This is a genomic window from Salifodinibacter halophilus (genome assembly GCA_012999515.1).
GTDB lineage: Bacteria > Pseudomonadota > Gammaproteobacteria > Nevskiales > Salinisphaeraceae > Salifodinibacter > Salifodinibacter halophilus.
Map to the genome: position 1 here is coordinate 836,842 of JABEEB010000001.1, position 24,617 is coordinate 861,458.

A 24,617-nucleotide genomic window follows, 5' to 3' on the forward strand; every position below is an offset into this window, starting at 1 on the left:
GCATTTCAAAGGAATGGGATGGGATGAGCTCAGCACGGCACGCTTGCCATCCCGCCCTACGCCAACCAAAACGTAACTATCGATACTTATCGCCTATCCATTCGGGCAAGGCGTCGGTTGCGATTCCCGTGCATTATTAAAAATCCCGAGAAGCGCTACCATCGCCAGGCCCATGACGACCGCCCCATAAACATAAGTGGTTGCCTCCAAACCAAAATAGTCCGTTGCGATACCGGCGATCAAAGCCGGCATACTGGCTGCCATATACCAAATAATGTAGAGAGCAGCCATGACTGCGGAACGCTCCGAAGCAGCCACCAAAGGTGTGACGGCCCGCATAACGCCCATAAAACCGCCACCGAAACCGGCACCCGCTACCAGTATGGCCACCAGCAACAACCAGAGCATATGCTGATGCAGGCCCAATAAAATGAGGCCCATGCCGATGGTGATACCCCAGCCACCGCTCCACAAAGCCGCCTGCGGTGAATGTTGGCGCAATATAAATATGACACCAGAACCAACTAGTGACAGAGCAAATAGCGGTAACACGCCCATCAGCGGGGTTTGTAGGCCGCCCTCTGCAAGTACCAGAGAGGGCCCCAATGACAAGGTGAAGCCACCCAACATCCAGGCCGCGATACTCACTGCCACGACACGCAACAAGGTGGCACGTACGCTAGTCGGTATTTTCACTTGCGGGCGCAGCGAAAGCCGGTGGCCCGGGGCAACCAAAGCAGTTTCGACCATTGCCGGTAACCACGCTAATTGCAACAGCAAACCACCAAGCAACAACACAAAAACCAGGCGCATGGGCAACGGCGCATAACTCACCAGCAACCCTGAAAACAGGCCACCAACAGCCATCCCGAAAAACGGCCCTATACTGGCCATCAGTGCACCTCGCCGTGCATCGCTGTCGATAATCGCTGCGACCACGGCACTAGTCATAATGCCGGTGGCCACCCCCTGCAACACACGGCCGACAATGAGCCAACCAGGACCGTTGGCCAATAAAAAGGCCCCAAATGCCAATGCTTCCAGGACGATTGCGCCACCGATAACCGGTTTGCGCCCCCAGTGATCGGAGAGTGAGCCGCTAACCAACAATGTTGCCAACAACGCAAACATGTAGACCGCGAACACTGTCGTCAACACGGCTGATGAGAACCCCCAAGCGTGCTGATAGAGTGGATAAAGTGGCGTCGGCGCACATGATGCACCGAGGAATACAATCAACACGCTGAAGTAGAACAGCGCTTGCCTATGAAGTGTCGACTGCTGCCCCTGTGTGCGGGTCTTTTGAGAAGAGCTGGCCATAGCGAACCCATCCATTATCGCAAAATATTTGCATTAGAAGAAGTCTGACATGGCACCCTTTATAAAGCAAATTCTTTGCATTAATAAGCTATGACATCTCAACCCACTGTTCGTCCGGGCGGACGCAGCGCTCGTATCCAGCAAGCTGTTCACCAAGCCGTTCGCGAGCTGGAAAGTGCCCTTCCGCGTGACGAACTTACTGTGCCGCGAATCGCCGAGTACGCCGGTGTTACGCCTTCAACGCTATATCGTCGTTGGGGCAACCTGACCGAGCTTCTTGCTGACGTGAAACTAGAGCATATGCGCTCAGATCAGCCATTGGTTGACACCGGTACGCTGGCGGGCGACCTCCAGGCTTGGGGTAAGCAATATTACGAAGAGATGGCATCGAATCCTGGCCAACTCATGCTGCGCGATATAGTGGCCAGCAGCGACGACGAACAGCGTCTTAGTTGCTGCAATCTGGCACGGGCGGAAATGCACACGCTGATACAGCGGGCGCAGCAACGTAACGAAACCACCCCCAGTGTCGACACACTGATGGATCGTTTCATTGCCCCGCTGATTTATTACCTGCTGTACGACACCGATTATGTCGACGATGCCCGACTTGAACGCTGGATCGCCACAGCGTTGGCATAGCAACACGACAGGATCACCGTAAAACGGTTAGCTATTTTTAGCCCAAAGTCGTGTTAATTGGCAGGCATTTATTGACTGCTCGACCACGGATCGCCGACATTTGCAAACTATGAACGCAATCGAGTCCAAGAATTGCCAAGGCATTTCAATCCAGCTCGCCTAACTCGGCAAGAAATGTCTCAAGCACCCGTTGGTACAAGCGCCCACGCCGCGTAATAGTGGCGTATTGAATTCGGTAGCTGTAATCACTCGGACGAATCGCCCTGAGATCGTTCTGTTGCGTCCATCGCTCGGCAAAATGTCTGGGCAGATAGCCAATGTATAAGCCGGTAAGGATCAGAAAGGCGACCCCTTCTCGATCGCTTGCACTCGCTGTTTCATTAAGCGTCTTATGCAACCTTCGCCCGGACTCCGGTAGTGCAAAAGTAGGCCGGACAGCATCGCACGCCCTTAGCTCTTCGTCCGTGATAGTTGAATCCGAACGCTTAAAAAGTGGATGGTGTGCAGAGCAATAAAGATGCGCGACTTCGTCATACAACGACATGTATTCCAAAGCACCCATTTTATTGACCGCAGGAACAACACCCACCTGAAGCCGACCATCGACAACGCCGCGTTCCACTTCGCCAGGCGGCTGCATATAGATATTGATATCGACTTTTGGGCCACGGCGTTTGAGCGCGGTAAGTGCATGCGTGATGTGCATATGCGGCAGGCTAACTAGCGTATCGGTTATGCCGATGTTGAGATAGCCGTGGAGCTCTTGATGGAAGTTGTTGACTTCAGCTCGAAACGAGTCGATCGAAGCTAATAGCCGCAAGCTCGCCTCGTAGACATCCTGGCCTTCCTCGGTCAGCGCAAAGCCCGAACGCCCGCGTTGACATAGCTTGAGATCGAAGCGTGCTTCGAGATTTGCCATGTGCGTACTGATAGCCGAGCGACTAACGCCCAAAACCGGTACAGCAGCCGTGAATCCGCCGCATTCCACAACTGTTTTGAATACGCGTACAAGATTAAAGTCTACGTCACTAACCTGGCTAAGCTGGTTCTTATAACTTCGCGCCAAAACAACTACCTAAGTGAATACGTTTATTCACGTTACTAAAGACTAACGTAAGGATAAATAGAAAAGTATTTACCAACGTTTTCGAAAACGCATACGATCGCCTTCAACAGGCAAACATCACCAATGCCCCTACCGGGCTAAATAATTACTTGCCTGGTTCTAAAGGACTCACACCATGTCAGCAGATCGATCAACCGATATATCGTATATCGACTATGAGACCAAGGAGGAAGTGAAACGCAAGGACCGTGCGCACGTATTCCATACATGGGCCGCTCAAGCCGAAATCGATCCGTTAGTGGTGAGTGGGGCTAAAGGTTCTTATTTCTGGGACTACGACGGGCACCAGTACCTGGATTTTGCATCGCAACTGGTCAATATGAATATTGGCCATCAGCACCCCAAGCTGGTTGCTGCGATTCAGAAGCAGGCCAACACGTTGTCCACTATTTCCCCTGCGGTTGCCAATGCCGCGCGCTCGGAGGCGGCACACCTCATCGCTGAAATCGCGCCAGGTGATTTGAATAAAGTCTTTTTCACTAATGGTGGAGCAGATGCCAATGAGCATGCGGTCCGTATGGCACAGCAGCATACCGGGCGAGGCAAAATCCTCTCGGCTTATCGCAGTTATCACGGGGCCACGTCCGGTTCGATTGCTCTGACGGGAGAGCCGCGTCGCTGGGCCAACGAACCCACCCGGATGCCTGTCGTCCGCTTTTGGGGCCCCTATGCCTATCGCTCACCTTTCTATGCGCGCGATGAGTCTGAGGAATGCGAACGCGCACTGCAGCATCTACGCGACACTATATCCGCGGAAGGTCCAGATACGATCGCAGCGTTCATTATGGAAACCGTGGTGGGTGCCAACGGCATCCTGGTGCCACCTGATGGCTACTTAGCCGGCGTTCGAGAGATCTGTGACGAACACGGGATCGTAATGATCATCGACGAGGTTATGGCCGGTTTTGGTCGCACCGGCGAATGGTTTGCCATCAATCATTGGAATGTCGTACCCGACCTGATCACCTTTGCGAAAGGCTCCAATTCCGGCTATGTCCCGATTGGCGGCGTAATCATCTCCGATGCCATAGCCCATAGCTTCGACCATCGCCCCTATCCGGGCGGGCTGACCTATTCCGGCCATCTGCTGGGCTGTGCGTCCGTGGTGGCGTCGATCAACATCTTTCGTGAAGAAAACATCATCGAAAACGCTCGCATGCTGGGCAAAGACGTGATTGGCCCCGGTCTGCGTGAACTAGCCGAGCGCCACCCAAGCATTGGCGAGGTGCGCGGCTTGGGCGTTTTCTGGGCTGTGGAACTGGTCACCGATCGCCAAACACGAACGCCGCTGGTGCCTTTCAATGCCAAAGGCAAAGATGCCCAACCAATGAACGACTTTGCAGCTGCCTGCAAACAGGACGGCCTGTGGCCGTTCGTGCGCTTCAACGGTACGCACGTAGCACCGCCATGCACCACAACTGCTGACGAGGCGCGCGAAGGCTTGGCGATACTGGACCGCGCACTGGAGGTCACCGATCGCTATTACACCGGCAATGACGTTTAAGTCAGCGCCCTATTCTTCATGCCCGTTGGCACAAAATATTAAGGCACAACTATGACCGCTACGGCAACGCAGTTAAAAACATTCACACATTTTATTGACGGCCAGAAAACGCCGGCCACCGGCGAGCAACATCAAGATATCTACAATCCAGCCACCGGGCAGGTAACCGGCCAACTGCGTCTCGCAAGTGAGCAAGACATCAACAAGACCATTGCTGCGGCCCAAAAAGCCGCCGAAGAATGGTCACAAACCTCACTGACTAAACGCACCAAAATCTTGTTTAGTATGCGCGAGCAACTCGTCGCGCGAACCGATGAGCTCGCGGAAGCCATCACCGCCGAACAAGGCAAGGTGCTGGACGATTCCAAAGGTGAAATTGGTCGTGCGCTCGAAGCAGTCGAATATGCCTGTGGCATCGTCGATCAGCTCAAAGGCGACTATTCCGCTCAGATCGCAACCGGAGTCGACACCTTTTCGGTACGTGAACCACTGGGCGTAATCGCAGGCATCACGCCGTTCAACTTCCCAGCCATGGTCCCCATGTGGATGGCACCGCTGGCGATTGCGACGGGTAACGCGTTCATCCTCAAACCATCAGAACGCGCCCCGTCAGCCTCACTCATCCTCGCCGAGCTATGGCAAGCGGCGGGTCTACCGGATGGCGTGTTCAATGTGCTGCAGGGCGACAAGGTTGCCGTCGACGGGTTACTGACGCATCCGGATGTCAATGCGGTGTCGTTTATCGGCTCGACACCGATCGCCCAATATATCCATGACACGGCAACGGCCCACGGCAAGCGCGTCCAAGCACTCGGGGGCGCAAAGAATCACGCAGTCGTCTTGCCAGATGCCGATATCGACACGGCGGCCGATCTTCTGAATACAGCCGCCTTCGGTGCCGCCGGCGAGCGCTGCATGGCCATTTCAGTGGCGGTCGCTGCCGGCGACGCAGCGGATGCGCTGGCCGACAAGCTCCGCGAGCGGACCAATAATGTGGTGGTCGCCGACGGCATGAATACCAATGCCGATATGGGTCCATTGATCACCTCGGCGGCCAAAGAGCGCGTGGAGCGAATCATCGGTGAAGCCGAAGCCGACGGAGCAACGCTTGTAGCCGACGGACGTGATCTTTCAGTCAAAGGTAACGAAGAAGGCTTTTTCGTCGGCCCCACGGTGATCGATCACGCCCAGACTGATATGAGCGCTTACCAGGAAGAAATCTTCGGGCCGGTGCTCGTCATTGTGCGCGTAGCCAACCTCGACGAAGCAATCCAGGTGATCAACGAGAACCCGTATGGGAATGGCACCAGCATTTTCACCAGCACAGGGGCGTTTGCCCGCAAATTTCAGCGGTCAGTCAACGTCGGCATGGTTGGTGTCAACATACCGATTCCCGTGCCAGCGGCCTGGCATAGCTTCGGCGGTTGGAATGATTCCCGATTCGGCGACCTAGGTGTCAACGGCGCCGACGGCGTGTCTTTTGGTACGCGTAAGAAGGTCATTACGCAGCGTTGGCCGGAACCGACACATGTTTCTGATGCCTCATTTAATTTCCCGTCACACAGCTAGGCCAATAGCACTATGACCAACACTTGTTGCAAGAAGCATAAACAAAGATAGCCTACCCAATACACCTACTTGCGGCGTGGATTGCCACATGTACTCAACGAGCTATTCCAATAGTCGCGTTGATAATGAACGCATCGAAGTGTTCTGCGTTGACATGAACGGCATCCCACGTGGCAAGTGGGTACCTGCTTCTCAGCTCGACGATGTACTAGATGGCAAACTTCGCCTGCCGCTTTCCACTCAATCGCTGGATATATGGGGCGAAGACAATGACGCCCTGACTGGCCTATCACAGTCAATCGGTGACCCCGATGGTATATGCCACCCTGATCAGGGCACCCTGAAGCCGTTACTACAGGGCCCAGGTCATCAACTCCTCACCACCCTTTACTCGCTGGTGCCGATGACGCCTTTTGTTTTAAGCGCCTCGTCACGCAAGCTGCCAAGGAGCATGGTCGGGCTAGCACGTTCATGGCTAAGCCGTATACCGACCAAGCCGGCTCTGGCATGCATCTGCATGTCAGTGTGCTCGACGATGAAGGTCGCAACATTTTTGACGAGCACAATGGAGCCGGGCATCTCGAATCTGCCATTGGCGGCGTGATGCAAAATTTGCTCGACGCCCAGGCGATCTTCGCTCCACATGCGAACTCCTATCGCCGCTTTCAACCCGACAGCTTTGCGCCCATTGAATGTAACCGGGGGCGTGGCCATCGTGGTGCAGCAGTACGCGTACCAGAATGGTATGGCCCAGGAGCACGATTGGAGCATCGCGTGGCTGGAGCTGATGCCAACCCCTATTTGGTCGCAACAGCTTTGCTTGGTGGCGTGCTCCACGGGCTGGAACAACGTATCACCCCGTTGCCTGCTAATGAAGACAGCTCTGGCTCAGAACAGAGCCCAAGTTGCCTCACTCATGACTGGCTCATCGCTATCGAGCGCTTCGCATCTTCATCAGTCATGGCCGATATCTTCGGTGCCGAGTACCGCGATCTCTACGCCAAGGTAAAACGCCACGAGGCCCAGCATTTACTGGCCATGGTCACTGATATTGACCGCCAGACTTATCTCACCCGCCTATAAGGTGGTTACATGACCCAAGCACGTTGCGCTTCCTACTACACTGCAACGATCGTTGAGGAATCCTCCTATCCCACGCTGGAGGGTGATTACCGGGTCGACGTGGCTATCATTGGCAGCGGCTTTACCGGAGTGGCTACTGCAGTTGAGCTGGCCGAACGCGGATACCGCGTGGCCGTAGTCGAAGCCAACAAAGTCGGCTGGGGCGCGAGCGGACGTAATGGTGGCCAGGTCACCGGCAGCCTTTCCGGCCATGACGCTATGATCAAGCAGATGCGCCGCGTTTTGGGTGACAACGTCGGAGAGTTCGTCTGGAACTTACGATGGCGTGGGCATCGCATCATCAAAAATCGCGTCGATAAGTACGCCATTCCCTGCGACCTCGAGCACGGGCATCTGCAAGCAGCCTACAAGCCAAGCCACGTGAAGGATCTAAAAAACGACTTTAAAGAATCACAGCAACACCCTATCGGCGATCACGTGCACTGGCTCGATGCCGAAGCAGTACGCGAGCTTATCGGCACCAATCTCTATTACGGCGCGATCCGTAACGATTACAACATGCACCTGCATCCGCTCAACCTGTGTCTGGGGGAGGCACGCGCCGCACAGAGCCTGGGTGCATTAATCTTTGAGCACTCACCGGTGGTCGATATCCAGCACGGTGATCCGCCGGTCGTGATTGGCGAGCAAGGCCGTATCACAGCGGATAGCGTGATCCTCGCCGGCGGCGCCTACCATCAGCTTGAGCGTAAGAAGCTTGGCGGCCGTTTGTTCCCAGCATCGCTGGGCATCGTGGCCACTGCCCCCTTGCCGTTCGACCTCATGCAGGAAATCGATCCGCATAACTTGGCTGTCTACGATACACGCGCCGTACTGGATTACTACCGTTTGACTGCCGACAACCGCCTGCTCTTTGGTGGTGGCGCCAACTACTCTGGACGTGATTCCGAAGATGTTGCTGCTGAATTACGACCACGCCTCGAACACACCTTCCCTCAGCTCGAGGGAGTACAGATCGACTTTCAATGGCAGGGCATGGCGGGCATCGTGATCAATCGCATTCCTCAGCTCGGTAGGATTTCACACAATGTCTACTACGCTCAGGGATACTCGGGACACGGTATCGCCAGCTCTCACGTCATCGGTGAAATTATGGCCAATGCTTTGGCTGGCAGCCTGGAGGAATTCGATACTTTCGCCCAGGTTAAGCATATCCATATCCCATTTAATAGCCAGTTGGGTAATGGCTTGCTCGCCGCCGGCATGTGGTACTACCAATTGCTCGAAAAACTACGCTAAGCATTTTCGGGACCGCGAATTCTAAGAATTCGGATCCACTAACACGGGTAAATGAGCCATAGCAGGCTAGCAAGCCACGCCATTCGCCGCCGCGTTCGAGCACATTCGGATGCTTTGCCCCCATCGGCCAGCCACAAACGAGATGCACCCTCTGACGCAGCGAACGGGCCTCGTTCCGCGCGCATTATTTAATAGCCAATTGCATCTGAATCATGAAACACAATCAGTGTTAACAGAGACCAGGTCGATGGAGAAAATAACATTGATAATTATGGGGCTTTATCGTTAATTCCTACTATATGCGTTCTTTTTTTAGCTTTTTGGTCCAGGCGGGCACTCGAGCCTCTAATTGCTGGGTCAATAATTGGTTTAGTTATGCTAGGCCCTACAGAAGCATTAAATGGCCTAGCCGAACGTTCGCAACAAGTACTAGCAAACCCAGATGTTATCTGGGTGATACTTGTTTGCGGTTTGATGGGAAGCTTGATCGGACTCTTGCTCAGATCAGGTGCGTCGGCAACTTTTGCCGATAAATTAAGCAACCATATTAAAGGACGCCGATCAACACTTATGGCAGCATGGTCTATGGGGATTTTTCTATTTGTAGATGATTATTTAAATTCATTAGCGGTAGGCACCGCTATGCGTAAATTATCAGATAAATACAAGGTATCGAGAGAGATGCTGGCTTATGTGGTTGATTCCACTGCGGCACCTATTAGCGTCATCATACCAGTTTCAACATGGGCTGTCTTTTTTGGCAAGTTAATGGAGACTAATAATATCGCACCACCAGGGCAAGGAGTAAGCACTTATATAACTGCGATTCCTTACATGCTGTATCCGTGGTTTGCTGTACTCATGATACCGCTAGTTGTATCCGGCATCATACCTTTGATTGGCCCCATGAAAAAGTCAGAAAAAAGAGCAAAAACTGACGGAAAATGCGTTCCACCTGGCGCGAAAAGGTGAACGAACAAATTAGCAAACTTGAGTTTGGCGAAAATAACAAAAACGCCAATAAAAAACCAGAGAGTTATTTGTTTTTTATTGCCTCAATGGCGTCATTAGCAATTTTTACATGGAATTTTAATTTAGACTTCTTAAAAGGTTTATACATAACCCTTGGTTGGGTAATAATTTATTTAATTTTTAAGAAAACTTTATCTGCAGGTGATACATTTAATACATGCCTAGAAGGGTTTAAAAGCATGTTAGACCCACTTGCAATATTAAGCGCCGCTTTTTTACTTAACAACATAAATAAAACGCTTGGTCTTACCACTTATGCAGTTAATGCGGCGGCACCGTTATTAACAGCAGCAATTTTGCCGGCCGCTATTGTCGTAATTATGGGGCTTGTAGCATTTGGCACGGGTTCGAACTGGGGAGTATTTGTCATCATACTTCCGATCGTTACCGGTTTAGCTTCTAGGGTTAACGCTGATATGAGCCTTGTAATCGGCGCGACTTTATCCGCCAGTGTTTTCAGCAGTCACGCATGTTTTTATTCAGATGCAACGGTATTAACCTCTCAAGCTACAGGATGCACACCTTTTCAACATGCGTGGACGCAGATTCCGTATGCACTTATCGCCTGGTCGGCTAGCGTGGCCGGCTTCCTTGTATTAGGTTATAAGCTTTACTAGATTCTTACGCATACATTTATCAACTCGACCCTTAAAACAGCATCATTCAATGTGCTGAGCTACACTCATATCTGGCGCACGAGCGACATTGAGGCAGATGCTCATTCTGCCGAAATTAGCGATGACAAAACGACCAATTTTGAGTGACGCAAGAGAAACCGCTTGACAAGACAACGATGTCTTATTACACATCCAGCTTTTGCTAACGAGCTAAGTGATCAGATACGCACTGGCGCCAGTGGATCATCAAGCAAGCGGTGCAAGAGCACCTTAAGCGGATCAAACTACGCGCTGTATAGCAAATATCATTAGGCCGCAGATCGCCGCCAGCGGTATATATGCAAGATAATTACCGCCAAAATCTGACAGCCAGCCGCCGAGCGGCGCGCCAATTGTAAAGCCCCCAGACCATGCAACTTCTGTTAGGGCAAAGCCGAATGCTTGCCCACCACCCATACGGTCGAGACTTTGTGTAAATAGTACTGTACTGGGGGTCAGCGCCAGGTTAAAAACGCCAGCGGCACATACCACGCACGCACTGAACAGCCAAGAAGAATTAGCAGCAGGCAAAATAAATAGGAGAACTATGGACAATGCTAAGCTAGTTATAATTGGCGGATGATAGCCAGCTTGATCGGTCCAATGGCCAGCAAGCGGATGCAGGAGTGTCTCGAACAAAGCACCTAGAAAAAACAGAGAACCAATACCGGTAGCGCCCCACCCGAGGTGCGAGAGTTGCAAAGGCGCAAGTACCACAAGCGTACTGAACAACAGTGGACACAGAGCAATCAGTAACAACCCCACCGTTGGCTTAGGACGTGCCAGTATATGTAGTGCACTCCATGACCAAAACTGCGTTTGCGCCGGTGGCGACTGAAATATGAGCGCGGCGGCTACGCCAAGTGCTAGGCATGCCATCAGCGTAAAAATCGGCAACACACCCAACGCGGCGGCCGCGCTGCCTAGCAGCGGCCCTAACATGGAACCCGCCACCGCAGCGCTAATAAGCGTGCCGATCACTTGCCCCCGGTACTCATCGGAGGCAGCGGTAATCACCCAAGTGAACACAGCTATCCAGCTGCAGGTGCTACCGATACCGCCGCTGAAACGCAATATGATTAGGTCCCATGCATTATTTGAGACCCCGAATAAAACACTAGTTAAAGCGAGAATCACAAGCCCAACCCAAGTCACTGGGCGAACACCGATACGCGCTGTCAGCCAAGCCGCAGGAACCGCCCCCGCAATAGCGCCGGCGCCATAGGCGCCGTTGAGTACACCAAGTGCAAATCGCGAGACATCAAGGGATTGCTCGTAATGGGGAAGCAACGGCGCAAGTGCCGCGAAAAATATCGTGTCGACCAGAACCACGGCACAACAAAGTATTATGAGCAAGTTACGCATGCATTAGAGTCTGTGTAGCGTTAGCCAAAACTAGACTTATACTCTAGGACGTTTTAACACTAAACAGGCTATTCTACGCGGATAGAACTTAGTCTTTTTTCAAAAATTCGCACTTACTACGCCAGCGTGGCAACATACCGCACTATTAATCACCTAGTGTTTAAAACCATCCTGTATGGCGCTGAGCATGGCTGTAAATAGCGCAACCTACCGACAAACACGCTTTGTTCATTGGCACTCCATCTACTCCGCATGAATCGCTGAGGCCAAACAGCTTTCACAGAGCTTCAGCGCCGCCAGATCATACAAGTCCGCGTCGAGGCAGTATCGCTCACTCGTTCCGGCTCATCCCGATGGCACCGTCGCGCTAAAAAACGTCAAACAAGCCATCGAACACTCTCGAGATGGTTGGGCAACCAAGATTTACATGATTGTCCGGGTGCTCGCACATCCGTAAATTTTCGGCTATCAACGAGCTAGGCGCATGATGTACCCGACGGACACCAGTCAACTCTCCGAGCACGTAACCATGGATCGAGCCTATGAAGATAATAAAACCCAGCAATTAGTACTCGATTTTGGTATGACACAGCCATGTCGCCCAAACAGGAACCGTTTTAGGCCCTGAGAATACGGGCGTGTGTACACGGTCGAGCGACTATCTCAGCGCCTAAAGGGCTTCTGCCATATCTTTGCGTGGCTCAATAAACCAGGCGTCATATCTTCTTTCTTCATCTTGCACTGATCGCACGGCCAATCAATAGTGTTAACACGCCTAGACTGATAGGCGGCCGGCGACCTCGCCCAGGGACGAAAATAGCAAAAGGCTACCGTCAGCCTTACGGACAATAGCCATCATCCGGATTCGTTAAACCCCGAAGCCTGGTTGGCGCCGGCGCCAATGTAGAGAGATAAAAATAATCCGGTTATTCGGCAAATCCGCACCTTCGTCCGGCTACGACTCCTTAACTCGACATTTTTCGAGACTGAAACGGCATAGTGGTTGGCAGCTATTCCCGATAACATGCTTTTTAACGACTACAAATAACATACACTATGTGTCTTTTTAATCAGACCCTTAAAAGAAGATATTCGCGCTCCCAGGAACTTATAACTTTAAAATGCGCTAAGGCTTCGGTTCGTTTTACCGCTACATAGGTGTTTATGAAACGTTCACCAAGCAATGATTTAATCGTCTCACTTTCCTCCAGCGTATCGAGCGCGCGACCAAGATCCGAAGGTAGTCGATACCCACTGTCGTAGGCCGAAGAAGCAACAGATGGCCGGGGTGCCATTTTTTGACGCAACCCCACGTAACCGCATGCCAAAGACAGTGCAATGGCCAGATACGGATTGACGTCGGCGCCGGCGATCCGGTTCTCAACACGCTTGGCTTTACGATCAGAATGGGGCACACGCAGCCCAACAGTTCGGTTGTCGTAGCCCCACTCAGTGTTGATTGGCGCCGAAACGTTGCCGGGATCTGGCAACAACCGTCGATAACTGTTTACGTTCGGTGCTAACAGCGCCAGCCCCTCCGGCAGATAGTGCTGCAATCCGCCAATGAAGTGGTGAAAATCGGATGTCGCCTCGTTTTGTTCATCGGCGAACACGTTTTCGCCAGTTTCCAGATCGCAGACGCTCTGGTGCAAATGCATGGCACTGCCTGGTTCCTCGGCCATGGGCTTGGCCATGAACGTGCCATACATATTGTGTGCCAATGCCACTTCGCGCAGCGTACGCTTGAAATAGAAAATCTGATCGGCCAGCTCGAGTGGGTCGCCGTGCTCGAAATTGATCTCCATCTGGCCGGAGCCTTCCTCGTGAATCAGCGTGTCGATGTCCAGCCCCTGAAGCTCGCAGTAATCGTACATGGCCTCGAAGACCGGATCGAATTCGTTTACGGCCTCAATACTATAGGCGCGGCGACTAACCTCGCGTCGCCCCGTGCGACCCGTTGGCGGCTGCAACGGATAATCGGCGTCGGTGTTGCGCTGGACGAGATAGAACTCCATTTCCGGCGCTACCACGGGCTTTAAACCACGCGCCGCGTAAAGATCAAGCACGCGCTTCAATACATGGCGCGGACTCACCAGAACCGGATCGTCGTTCAAATAGCGACATTCATGCACGATTTGGGCGGTCGGTTCGCGCGCCCAAGGCACACGACGGCAAGTCGACAAATCGGCGATCAGCTCCATATCCAGTTCGGCCGGATCGACAATCTCTTCCTCGTTTTCCGGATAATCACCGGTTGCAGCCTGGATGAATATGGAATCCGGCAGTCGGGGGCGCTCGCCACCAAGATACTTCGCTGCCGGCATAATTTTGCCTTTCGGCTCACCGGTGATATCAGGCACTACGCATTCAACCTCGGTGATCCCGTGCTCATTGAACCAGTTGCGCAGCCACTGCCCACTTTCCTCGTCCGCCATAAATTAAGCTCCTTTCGCAAGCGCGATTGCCGCAGGCGACAGCAGGCGGCCTCGCGTTTTTATCTGGATTTAATATCAGTCCAAAGCTGCTGAAACATATGTAAATTCTCGCCCTTGAGGCTCGGTGTAAAACGCAGGCGCTTCATCTGATTTTGCGTCGGCGTAATCGGCGGTTTTTGCAGTGATTTTTTAAGCATAGGCTGCGAAATCTCGTTCGGCGTGGCATATGCGTTCCAGTTGGAGAGCTGCGCCCCGACCTTGGCTTTCAAGATGAAATTGATGAACTTGTGTGCAAGCTTGGGATGAGGGGCGTTGACCGGAATCGCCATAGCATCAACCCAAAGCTCCCCTCCTTCCTTAGGTATGAAGTACTCGATATCCGAAAACGCCTCCGGGTTACGTTTCTTATAGAACATGTAGTCGCCGTTGAATGTCATACCCGCATCGGCGTTGCCGCGAGCGAGTTGTTGCAGAATCGGCGTACCTGAAACAAAACCATTAAAATTGGAACGAGTCTTGGTCTTGATCAGAAGTTGTGCGGCCTTCTTCCAGGATTTTTCGCCCTTACAACGCCAACCTATTCCCAGGTAGGCACAGGCAGCAGCAACTGTGACCTGACCGTCCGGAATCAGTGCGAACGGGTTATCCGGATTGACACCACGATCGAAAAGGATCGACCAACTTTTCGGCACATCGGCAAGATCATCCGCATTGTAGGCGATACCTGTTGTACCCCACTGATACGGCACCGAATATCGATCTTGTGGATCGTAAGGCGGATCCCGAAATCTGGATTTGAGATTATCCAGGTTGGGAATCTCGTCATGATTCAACGGTTGAATCAAATTCGTCTTGATTAGGCGTGGCACATAGTAATTGGATGGAAAAATAACGTCGTATTGGCTTGCTCCTCCGGAACGCAGCTTCGCGAAGAGCTGCGGATTCGAATCGTAAAAGCTTCGGACGACCTCGACGTCGTACTTTTTCTCGAACGCCTTGATGATGGCCGGATCCATATACTGCGACCAATTAAACAAAAACAGCTTCTTCGCGCTCTGAGCGAAAACTGTTCCGCTTGCTAAGACAAGCCCGATCAAACAAAGCATCAGCCAGACGGCGCGTCGAAGTTTCATGTCATTACCTCTCCATCAGCTAAAAACATATAGCACCCATCGGCTACAAGGATTAATTTGATTTGATTTCTGTCCAGAGCTGAGAGACGAAGTGAAGCTGCCCGCCTCGGAGGCTTGGCGTGAGGTGCAGCCGCTTCATCTGACTCGATGTGGGTGTAATCGGAGGTTTTCTCAGCACATCTCTGAGCATCGGCTGTGACAGCTTATTGGGCGTAGCGTAGTAGTTGTAGTTGGAGAGCTCCGCTCCAATCTCCGCTTTCAGGATGAAGTTTATAAACTTGTGCGCTAGCTTGGGATGCGGCGCATTGGCGGGAATCGCCATGTTATCCACCCACAGCTCAGCACCCTCTTTGGGAATGATGTACTCAATATTCGCAAAACCCTGCGAATCTTCGCTTTTGGCGTGGACGTAGTCGCCATTATAAGTCATGCCAGCATCCAGATTGCCCCGTGCGAGTTGGCGCAGCGTCCGTGTTCCAGCTACAAAACCATTGAAATTCGGGCGATTCTTTGACTTTAGAAGTAACTTGCCAGCTTGCTTCCATTTTTTCCGACCAGTGCAGCTATAATCATTGCCCTGGTAGGCACAGGCGACCCCCAACATCACTTGCCCATCAAGCGCTACTGAAAACGGATTTTTCGAGTTCACACTGGGGTCGAATATAATCGACCAACTTTTGGGCACATTCGACAAATCTTCGGTGTTATAAGCGATGCCCGTCGTACCCCACTGATAAGGGACTGTGTATTTGTTGTGCGGATCATATTTCAGACCCCGAAACCTGGGTTTTAAGTTGTCCAGGTTAGGGATCTGGCTATGGTCAAGCTTCTGCAACAAGCCGCTTTTGACCATTCGGGGTACGTAATAATTCGACGGCACGACGATGTCATATTGGCTAGCACCGCCGGCACGCAGCTTGGAAAAAAGCGCAGGCATCGAATTGTAGTGACTGCGCACAACATCAACCTTATATTCTTCCTCAAATTTTTTTATAATGGAAGGTTTAATGTAGTACGACCAATTAAAAATAAAAAGTTTTTGCGCATCTTTTGAAAAACTCGGAGAAAAAGCCAACATTAAGATTAATGAACAGAGTAAGACCCCTATTCTTCGGAATATTTTCATGACTTTGATACTCGTTCAGTGTGATGCAACTATTCCAGCCGTTGGAAGCTATGGACTAGCTTATAACCTAATCTTTGCGGGCAACTGATGCCCGTACGTATTGAAAGGCCAAGCAAATTGCTGCAGCTGCAAACACAGCACCAATCATGACCGCGGCGATGGCATTGACCTCGGGTGTTATCCCTTTTTTGATCGCACTCCAAATGTAGATCGGCAGCGTCGTGCTTTGCGGGCCGGCAGTAAAGAAGCTGATGACAAAGTCGTCGATCGATAGCGTGAACGCAAGGAAAAACGCAGAGATAATAGCCGGCTGTAGCAGCGGTAACAGAAAAAACCAAACTCGTTGCAGGCTATTAGCATAAAGATCGTGGCAGGCATCAAATAACCTCGCATCGAGTCCAACCATACGCGAATAGATCAGCAGTGCCACAAACGGCACCTGAAAGCTGATGTGCGCGATGATCATGGTCCCCAAACCGGGCTCTAGAACCCCGAGTTGCCGATAGATGGTCGTAAAAAAAGTCATCTCAGAAATGCCATAGACTATATCCGGCATTATGATCGGCAGATAAATCAACCAAATCAGCCAGCCCAGCCTCCGGCTACGATAGATATACATGCCGTAACCCAGCATCGTGCCCAACAGCGTGGCGATACATGAGGATACGATAGCCAGCAATAAGCTTTTCTTGAACGCACTGATAACGGCGTTATCGGCAAAAAGCCGCGTATACCATTTCAACGTGGCGTGCGTGAAGTTGGCCGCGGTGTTGGCGTCATTGAATGAAAACAGCACCACTACGGCTAGTGGCGCATACAGGAAAACGAGGACCAGATACCAGAACCCTCGTAGACTAATGTTAAAGCCACGGGCCGGCATCACAGCACCACGTCGACGCCGCCGCCCAAACGGCGTGAAACCCGCCGCAATGCCTGCAGGCCGGCCAGTGTTGCCAGAATCATGATCAACGCGCCCGCCGCTCCCAGCGGCCAATTCGAGGCACTGGCAAACTGTTCGGCGACGAAATTGCCGATCATCATCGATTTACCGCCACCCAGTAATTTGGGGATGACATACATACCAAACGCGGGGATCGAAACCAGCACGGTGCCGGCCACCAACCCCGGCAGTGTCTGCGGCAGCACTGCATGGATAAAGGCCCGTACAGGCCCGGCGCGCAGATCGCGGGCAGCTTCTACTTGGCTATGATCCAGCCGCTCAAAACTCGCGTAGAGTGGTAAAACCATAAACGGCAGAAAGTTATAAACCAGCCCTAGCACAACCGCGAACTGGGACGGAAACAAACCCATCTGCGAACTGACCAGCCCCATCTGGGTAGCCAAGTTGGCGATCGGAGCGCCCGGAGCCAGAATATTCATCCAGCCCACGGCACGGATCACCTGGTTGGTCCACGACGGCACGACAACCATCAATAGCATGAGCGGTCGCAAATGGACGGGCTTTGTCGTGATGTAGAACGCGACGGGGTAAGCGATCACCACTACCAGCAAAGTTGAGAGCACGGTCTGCCAGATCGATCGCACCAACGTGTACAAGTTACCCGGACTCCAGCCGAGAAACCCAAAACCGGCGAGTTGCTTGAACGAGTGCAGCGTCAGCGGCATCTGCGGTAAGCCATACTCGCCGTTGGTCATGAAGGCAATGCCGATCAGATAGATGCTGGGGAGGACCATGAATAAAACGATCCAAGCCACACCAGGCGATATAATCCCGATCAAATGCCAAGTGTCACGTCCCAGGCGTGGCCCGAGCGGTCGCAGTTTCAGTCGGGTTGCGATGGTCGCGCGACTACTCACGGAGCGATACCATGCCGCCCGACTCGATGCTGGCTGTGACTTTATCGCCGATCTCGTACATGGCTTGGCCGTAGTTATTGCAGGTGGCCTTAACCTCGGTATCACCGCAAGCCAGGGTGTACTCGCCCACGCTACCGCGATAAAGCCGCTCGATGATTTCGGCATCAAATTGGTTATCACCATCCGCCGACCCCGAACTCAACGTAATAGTCTCGGGCCGGATCAAGACGTGCGTGCCAACTTCGAAGCGGCCACCCAAAACACCTAGCGGTGTAGTCACACTGACCTCGTCGCGCTCGTAAATCGGAAACAGATTGTTGTGCCCCATAAAGCGCGCTACGAACATATTCTCGGGGTGCTCGTAGAGCGCCTGCGGCGAACCGACCTGCTGGATTACGCCGGCATCAAGCACCGCGATCCGATCGCTCATGACCATGGCTTCCTGCTGATCATGGGTAACGAACACAAAGGTCATACCAAGGCGCTGCTGGATGCGCCGCAGCTCGACTTGGAGCGCCCCACGCAGGCCAGCATCCAACGCTGAAAGCGGCTCGTCGAGCAACAATACTTCGGGTTCATTGATCAGCGCCCGCGCCAGTGCAATGCGTTGCTTCTGACCACCGGAAAGCTGTTCCACCCGGCGTTCTAACAGCGGCTCGATCTGAATGAACGCTGCGGTTTGGTCAACACGCTTACGAATTTGCGACTTTTTGACGCCGCGCATGCGCAATCCAAAACCAATGTTTTCGCGCACGTTCAAATGGGGAAACAAGGCATACGATTGAAAAACCGTATTAACGTTCCTCTTATGAGGCGGAGTCCGGGTGATCGAGCGGCCGCCAACAGCTGCATCACCGCTGCTAGGATGCTCAAGCCCGGCGAGGATGCGCAACAGAGTGGTCTTGCCACAGCCGGACGGCCCAAGCAGAGTAAAGAATTCGCCTGAGGCTATATCCAGATCGATGGCTTGGAGTGCAGACACCTCGCCATCGAACGTTTTGGTCAAGCCGCGCAGCGCTATGCCGACCTGCGGGTCAGCCCCGCCGGCAGCCATAACCTTTTCAGCCTCATCAGCCCCGCCATGAGCGGCTTTATCCGAATGCGCGTCAGAACTTTTAAAGTCTGAAGTGACAGCCATAAAGACTCCGTAGCGGTGGCGTAGCGAAACCGATCATCAAAGCCAATCACGCATTCGATAAAAATTAGTAGCCAAGACGAGCAACGGTGTCCGCAAACGGTCTCCGCCGGGAAAACGCCGATGGTCTAACTTGGTGTACAGATCGAAACGTTCGGCTTGGCCCGCGATCGCCTCACCGATCAGCTTGCCACTAAGCCCAGCAAATGCCATGCCATGTCCGGAATAGCCCTGAGCGAAATACACGTTGCTGTCCAGACGGCCAAGGTGTGGCGCACGGTTGCGGGTGACGCCAACCAGCCCACCCCATTGGTGAGTGGAGTCAACTCCTTCGAGCGCAGGAAATAAACGCTGCAGTTTGGCTACCATTCGGGCGCGAAGCCGTCGAGGGGCACGGTTGCCGTAGCTCACCTGTCCGCCGTAAAGCATCCGGCGGTCTTCGGATAAGTGGTAATAGTCTAAGACAAAATTGCTATCGGCTACTGCATTATCGTACGGCAACGTCTGTGCGACCTGATGAGCCGACAGCGGCTGTGTGGCAACCATGTAGTTTTTTACAGGCATCAACTTGTCGCGCAGATTGGGTGCCAACTCCGAACTTAGATATGCGTTGCCTGCCAACACGACAAAATCTGCTGTTAAGGTTCCATCCGCTGCTGTGAGTTGAGCAGGGCGACCGTGTGTCAAACGCTCAACCCTGCTCGCCTCGAAAATACGCGCGCCTGCAGCCTGCGCGGCGCGTGCAAGCCCGAGTGTGTAATTGAGCGGGTGAAGATGACCACTGTTCGGATCATATAGGCCACCGAGATAGGCCGGACTACGAACACGCTCCCACAGCGCATCACGATCTAGTGATACAAGATCCTCGTCACCGTAAATGTCACGCATGTGTTGCTGGGTTCGGGACAAAGCGCGTAATTGGCGCGGTTTGGCCGCGACATCGATAGCGCCCCACTGGAGATTACAATCAATCGCGTATCGCCGCACTCGATCTGCGGTTAAACGCACCGCTTCACGGGACATTTCCCACGCTTGACGCGCTGCATCCAAGCCGACGGACTTTGCGATCACATCCATGTCAGTGCCGAATCCACTGAGGATCTGCCCACCGCTACGGCCGGAGGCCCCCCAGCCGATGCTATGAGCTTCGATAAGGGCGACATCGTAGCCCTGTTCGGCAAGATACAGTGCAGCCGAACAACCAGTCACACCACCACCGACTACGGCGACATCAGCTTGGTGAGCGCCGACAAGTGCTTCCGTGTCCGCAAGCTCAATCCGAGCCGAATCCTGGTAAAAGGAATTACTGTCTGCCGCCATGTTCTATAGCGTGTTTTGCGAACTCGGCATATCTTTTACCCGCCGATTTGTGAGTGTTTCAAGAGCCACATCTTCTTATGTGATCACATATCACACTCTTTCTAGAAGAGCGTCAAAGCAACTTTAGTCGGAGTCTTTAAGGGGCCGTGGAAAAGTCGATCAATCCGCGCAATAACAAGTGCAAGAAAGTGCATTTAAAAAACCAAATCTGTGCGCAGGTCCAGCTGCTGAGCAATCGTCGCTGTTTTCCTGTTCGCCAGACGAGGTATTTGTTCCCGGCCAATCACCCATTGGCAGCAGTTTTGCGCCTTTGTCGAAGTTGAGCTCGAGCAGCCCCACCAAACACCAACTGTTATCGGAGCAGATAAAACCAAGACCATTAGTGTTATCACGCCACCTGTGGCCCAGAACACTAACGGCCGACGCACATGTATCGACCAACGGGAGATCTATCCCCCAGGCACAACCAATCCATCAATACAATGGGCAAGCTCGCGATCAACGTAGAGGCTGATGTGCGGCGCCCTTGGCATTACGGAGCCGCCTGATGGCGGTCACTGAACTCGCGCGGGTGCACGTTACACGCCGGACCGGACAATTCTGCAATAGCAGCCATTTTCCGCGATCGCCGGGACGCGCCGACTAAGCTTTTCGCCAAGCGTTATACGGCCGCAGACACCCGTACACTAGGACCTCTAACGCCTTGTACGACCAGCCTTTCCGGATCGGCGCCAGCCCCTGTTAGCGATTCACATCGATGTAAATATGCCATAGCTGACTGACAGATCGCGCTATTTGCCGACGTTTTCGGGAAGCTTTGACGATCTGCCGGCCGGCCACAAACAAGGCATACCTCTTTGACACGGCGAACAGGTTTCGATCTGCGCGTATTATTTATCAGCCAATTGCATCTGAGCAACAAAACACGACTAGTGTTAACACATCCACCGAAAAGCCAATTCTGAACTAGCCGGTAATCATGAGCGATTTGACGTTAACGAACTCGCGCATACCGAACCCGCCGTGCTCGCGGCCATAGCCGCTTTCCTTGACGCCACCAAACGGCAGTTCGGCCTGAGCCATGTTATAGCCGTTGATATTGATCATGCCGGTTTCAAACAGATCGCGCGCGATTTGCGTAGCGCGCTCAGTGTCCTGGGAAAACAAGCCGCCGCCTAGCCCGAAACGGGAATCGTTCGCCACACGAATGGCTTGCGCTTCATCGGAGACTCGGATCAATGAGGCGACCGGCCCGAACAACTCTTCATCATAGGCCGCCATGCCAGGTTCGACATTCTCTAAAAGAGTAACCGGATAGAAAAACCCGGGACCATCAGGCAACTCACCGCCCAGCGAGCATCGCGCTCCCTCGGCGACCGATCGCATGACTTGATCATGCAGCGTGTCGCGCAGATCGGCGCGGGCTAATGGGCCAAGCTGAGTGTTCGGATCGGTCGGATCGCCATAGTCGATCGCAGCGAGCTGGTCCAGAAATTTGGTGCGGAATTCATCATAGACCGAGTCGACCACGATAAAGCGCTTAGCGGCGATACAAGTCTGCCCTCCGTTGTAAATTCGACCCTGAACGCAGTCGGCGACCGCCGCATCGATATCAGCATCGGCCAGGACTATATAGGCATCGTTACTGCCTAGCTCCAGAACGGATTTTTTTAGGCACTCACCCGCTTTCGATCCGACAGCACGACCCGCGGCGGGGCTGCCAGTCAGAGTGACGCCGCAGACCTTATCGTGCCCGATCAGCCTTTCGGTTTGAGCGTTATCGATCAATAGCACGGTGAAAACGCTTTCAGGCAAACCAGCTTCGACAAACAATTTTTCCAACGCTAAGGCCATCCCCCAGACATTGGGAGCATGTTTGAGCAGCACAGTGTTGCCAGCAACAATGCTGGCTATCGCATAGCGCACCACCTGATACATCGGAAAATTCCAAGGCTGGATGCCAAGGATTACGCCGAGCGGTTGGTACGTGATCAGGCCACGGCCGCCATCAAAAGCACGTTCTTCATCCCCGAGTATGGTGTGGGCGTGCTCGGCACTATAGTCACAGATGGCGGCACAAAGCTCGATTTCACCGCCGCCTTGGGAGATCGGCTTGCCCATCTCCAATGTCATCAGCTGGGTAAACTCATCGGCACGTTCGCGCAGCAGTCGGCCAATGCTGCGCACAATTTGGCAACGCTCAGCCAATGGCGTCTGCCGCCACCATTCAAAGGCTTTGTGCGTTTCGACCACTCTGGCGTCGGCCTCAGCATCACTCATTAATTCATAAGTTGAGATCGGCTCACCATTGGCTGGATTAATAGTCTGTTGAGTGGCTGCCATAAGGCTCTCCTTTTAGGTAACTAATATACCGATAACGGCTACCAGTGATTGGGAGTAATGATAAAAGATTAGCCAACAAACGCGCGGCGAGCACCGTGTCAAGTACACGCCCTATTCCCTTGTTTGAGATTGCACCGAGCACGCTCATGCCGTATTGATCATCTTCGCTAATGTGATCACAATTGCGAATATATGTGAACCCCGGAGCACCCTGATGACGCAAGACCGCCCTAGCATTGGTATTCCAGTCGATGTCAAAACCTTCGGCGATGACACCATGCACGTCGTGGGGGAAAAATACATCGCGGCAGTGGCCCATGGCGCGGGCGCTAAACCTTTATTAGTGCCGGCGCTCGGGCAAGGCCCGGAGATGGCGTCACTTAACGACGTGATCGCACCGGAAACAATGCTCGATGGGCTGGACGGCCTATTTCTAACCGGCAGCCCCTCCAACATGAAACCCAGCTTTTACGGCGACGACAGCGAAGGCGTTGCCCCATTCGACGAACAGCGAGATCGCACAACATTAGCGTTATTGCGGGCGGCACTTGCGCGTGACCTGCCCATTCTGGCGCTCTGCCGTGGCTTTCAGGAATTAAACGTCGCATGTGGCGGCACACTCTATACCGCCGTCCACGAACAAGCTGATTACAACGATCACCGCGATGACCATGACCAACCGCGCGCCGAGCGTTACCAACCACGGCATCCGGTTACGCTGACTGAAAACGGGCTACTTACCCAGTTAGCAGGAACGCGACAGGTCGAAGTCAATTCACTGCACGGCCAAGGGGTCGCCCAGCTCGGGCCGTCACTCGCAGTCGAAGCGATTGCACCAGACGGGCTGATCGAAGCTGCGCGCCATCCAGATCGTTCTTTCGCCGTTGGCGTCCAGTGGCACCCTGAATGGCAGTTCGCCGACAACCCATTTTCCAAGGCACTGTTCACAGCATTCGGCGACGCGGCACGTGCCGGCGTGCAGGGGTGATATCAGCAGGCACTACATTTCGAGGCTTTGCCAATCAATTTCGATTAGCGCGCCCAAGCCTTCACGCACATCGGCTTCAATCGCGAACTTTAGCGCGCGCGCATCATGGCGCTGGGCTGCCCGCAAGGCCTCGGCGTGCCGGTCGACAACGTAATCGACACCGGTTTGCTGCACGGCCAACCGCATGTACGGACTGAACTGCAGCCAAAGGCTATCGATAAGAGGTTTAAAAACACTCGACTGCTCTATACGGTAAAACGTGTAGTGGAACTCACGATTGCGGGCTAGATAAACATCGATATCGCGCGCGGCTATAGCCTCATCGACCTGTTCGTTGAGCCGCCAAAGGCGATACAAGCAATCAGCGTCGATGTAGGGCAACGCACGTTCGACGGCTATCGTTTCCAGCGTAATCCGGGCCATACAGATATCGTCGAGCTTGGCCCGCGTCATCTCAGGAACGCTAAAGCGCCGATTGTCATGCGCTTCTAACGCGCGTTCCGCAACGAGACGCTTCAGCGCTTCTCGAACCGGCGTCAAACTGACTTTCAGCATCGCTGCGATACCGCGCAGCGTAATACTACGCCCCGGCAGAAAGCGCCCTCTGAGTATCGCCTCCTTTAACTGCCGGTAAACCCACTCCTGACGCGTGATCGTCGCCTCCGAGATCGGAAACGGCAACAGTTCCATTTCATTGTCGAGCGACGTATGTTCCGTCATCGA

General features: G+C 53.2%; 16 protein-coding genes and 3 pseudogenes. 7 read left to right on the forward strand and 12 right to left on the reverse strand.

Annotated elements, in window-relative coordinates; genetic code table 11:
• Positions 1–93: 93 nt before the first annotated feature.
• Positions 94–1,320 (reverse strand): MFS transporter, encoded by a 1,227-nt coding sequence (locus HKX41_03795; GenBank protein NNC23277.1) that lies wholly within the window; start codon positions 1,318–1,320, stop codon positions 94–96.
• A 90-nt stretch (positions 1,321–1,410) separates the two neighbouring features.
• Here HKX41_03795 and HKX41_03800 point away from each other — a divergent pair, with 90 nt between their 5' ends.
• A complete protein-coding gene (locus tag HKX41_03800) occupies positions 1,411–1,962 on the forward strand; it encodes a TetR/AcrR family transcriptional regulator (GenBank protein NNC23278.1) in 552 nt (183 codons plus the stop codon).
• A 145-nt stretch (positions 1,963–2,107) separates the two neighbouring features.
• Here the strand turns inward: HKX41_03800 and HKX41_03805 are convergent, their stop codons facing one another.
• A complete protein-coding gene (locus HKX41_03805; GenBank protein NNC23279.1) occupies positions 2,108–3,028 on the reverse strand; it encodes a LysR family transcriptional regulator in 921 nt (306 codons plus the stop codon).
• A gap of 175 nt (positions 3,029–3,203) precedes the next feature.
• On the opposite strand from HKX41_03805, the gene HKX41_03810 reads away from it, so the two are divergent.
• From HKX41_03810 to HKX41_03830, 5 genes and pseudogenes are all read left to right on the forward strand, one after another.
• A complete protein-coding gene (locus HKX41_03810) occupies positions 3,204–4,592 on the forward strand; it encodes an aspartate aminotransferase family protein (protein NNC23280.1) in 1,389 nt (462 codons plus the stop codon).
• Positions 4,593–4,643: 51 nt separating this feature from the next.
• Entirely contained in the window at positions 4,644–6,161 is a 1,518-nt protein-coding gene (locus tag HKX41_03815) for a CoA-acylating methylmalonate-semialdehyde dehydrogenase (protein ID NNC23281.1), read from the forward strand.
• 88 nt (positions 6,162–6,249) lie between these two features.
• Positions 6,250–7,244: pseudogene (locus HKX41_03820) on the forward strand (glutamine synthetase).
• 9 nt (positions 7,245–7,253) lie between these two features.
• Complete coding sequence (locus tag HKX41_03825; GenBank protein NNC23282.1) at positions 7,254–8,543, forward strand: FAD-binding oxidoreductase; 1,290 nt, start codon at positions 7,254–7,256, stop codon at positions 8,541–8,543.
• A 261-nt stretch (positions 8,544–8,804) separates the two neighbouring features.
• Positions 8,805–10,192: pseudogene (locus HKX41_03830) on the forward strand (sodium:proton antiporter).
• A gap of 279 nt (positions 10,193–10,471) precedes the next feature.
• Here HKX41_03830 and HKX41_03835 read toward each other — a convergent pair.
• The 9 genes and pseudogenes from HKX41_03835 to HKX41_03875 all read right to left on the reverse strand — a co-directional run bounded on the left by HKX41_03835 (position 10,472) and on the right by HKX41_03875 (position 22,906).
• Positions 10,472–11,596, reverse strand: a complete 1,125-nt coding sequence (locus HKX41_03835) for an MFS transporter (GenBank protein ID NNC23283.1) — start codon at positions 11,594–11,596, stop codon at positions 10,472–10,474.
• A 1,070-nt stretch (positions 11,597–12,666) separates the two neighbouring features.
• Positions 12,667–14,031, reverse strand: coding sequence for a glutamine synthetase (locus HKX41_03840; protein ID NNC23284.1), 1,365 nt, complete (start codon positions 14,029–14,031; stop codon positions 12,667–12,669).
• Between the two features lie 59 nt (positions 14,032–14,090).
• The gene (locus HKX41_03845; protein NNC23285.1) at positions 14,091–15,164 is read right to left on the reverse strand and encodes a spermidine/putrescine ABC transporter substrate-binding protein; all 1,074 of its coding nucleotides are present in this window, start codon (positions 15,162–15,164) and stop codon (positions 14,091–14,093) included.
• A gap of 52 nt (positions 15,165–15,216) precedes the next feature.
• Complete coding sequence (locus HKX41_03850; GenBank protein NNC23286.1) at positions 15,217–16,290, reverse strand: spermidine/putrescine ABC transporter substrate-binding protein; 1,074 nt, start codon at positions 16,288–16,290, stop codon at positions 15,217–15,219.
• A 133-nt stretch (positions 16,291–16,423) separates the two neighbouring features.
• Positions 16,424–17,170 (reverse strand): annotated as a pseudogene (locus tag HKX41_03855) (ABC transporter permease).
• Positions 17,170–17,985, reverse strand: coding sequence for an ABC transporter permease (locus HKX41_03860; GenBank protein ID NNC23287.1), 816 nt, complete (start codon positions 17,983–17,985; stop codon positions 17,170–17,172). Before HKX41_03860 ends, HKX41_03855 begins: the two are co-directional and overlap by 1 nt.
• A 115-nt stretch (positions 17,986–18,100) precedes the next feature.
• Complete coding sequence (locus HKX41_03865; GenBank protein NNC23288.1) at positions 18,101–19,162, reverse strand: ABC transporter ATP-binding protein; 1,062 nt, start codon at positions 19,160–19,162, stop codon at positions 18,101–18,103.
• Between the two features lie 120 nt (positions 19,163–19,282).
• Positions 19,283–20,563, reverse strand: a complete 1,281-nt coding sequence (locus HKX41_03870) for an FAD-binding oxidoreductase (GenBank protein NNC23289.1) — start codon at positions 20,561–20,563, stop codon at positions 19,283–19,285.
• 966 nt (positions 20,564–21,529) lie between these two features.
• Positions 21,530–22,906, reverse strand: a complete 1,377-nt coding sequence (locus HKX41_03875; GenBank protein ID NNC23290.1) for an NAD-dependent succinate-semialdehyde dehydrogenase — start codon at positions 22,904–22,906, stop codon at positions 21,530–21,532.
• A 214-nt stretch (positions 22,907–23,120) separates the two neighbouring features.
• Between HKX41_03875 and HKX41_03880 the strand changes: the two genes are divergently transcribed.
• Complete coding sequence (locus HKX41_03880; protein ID NNC23291.1) at positions 23,121–23,894, forward strand: gamma-glutamyl-gamma-aminobutyrate hydrolase family protein; 774 nt, start codon at positions 23,121–23,123, stop codon at positions 23,892–23,894.
• Between the two features lie 12 nt (positions 23,895–23,906).
• Here the strand turns inward: HKX41_03880 and HKX41_03885 are convergent, their stop codons facing one another.
• Positions 23,907–24,584: a GntR family transcriptional regulator gene (locus HKX41_03885; GenBank protein ID NNC23292.1), complete on the reverse strand. Its 678-nt coding sequence runs from the start codon at positions 24,582–24,584 to the stop codon at positions 23,907–23,909.
• Between the last annotated feature and the right edge of the window lie 33 nt (positions 24,585–24,617).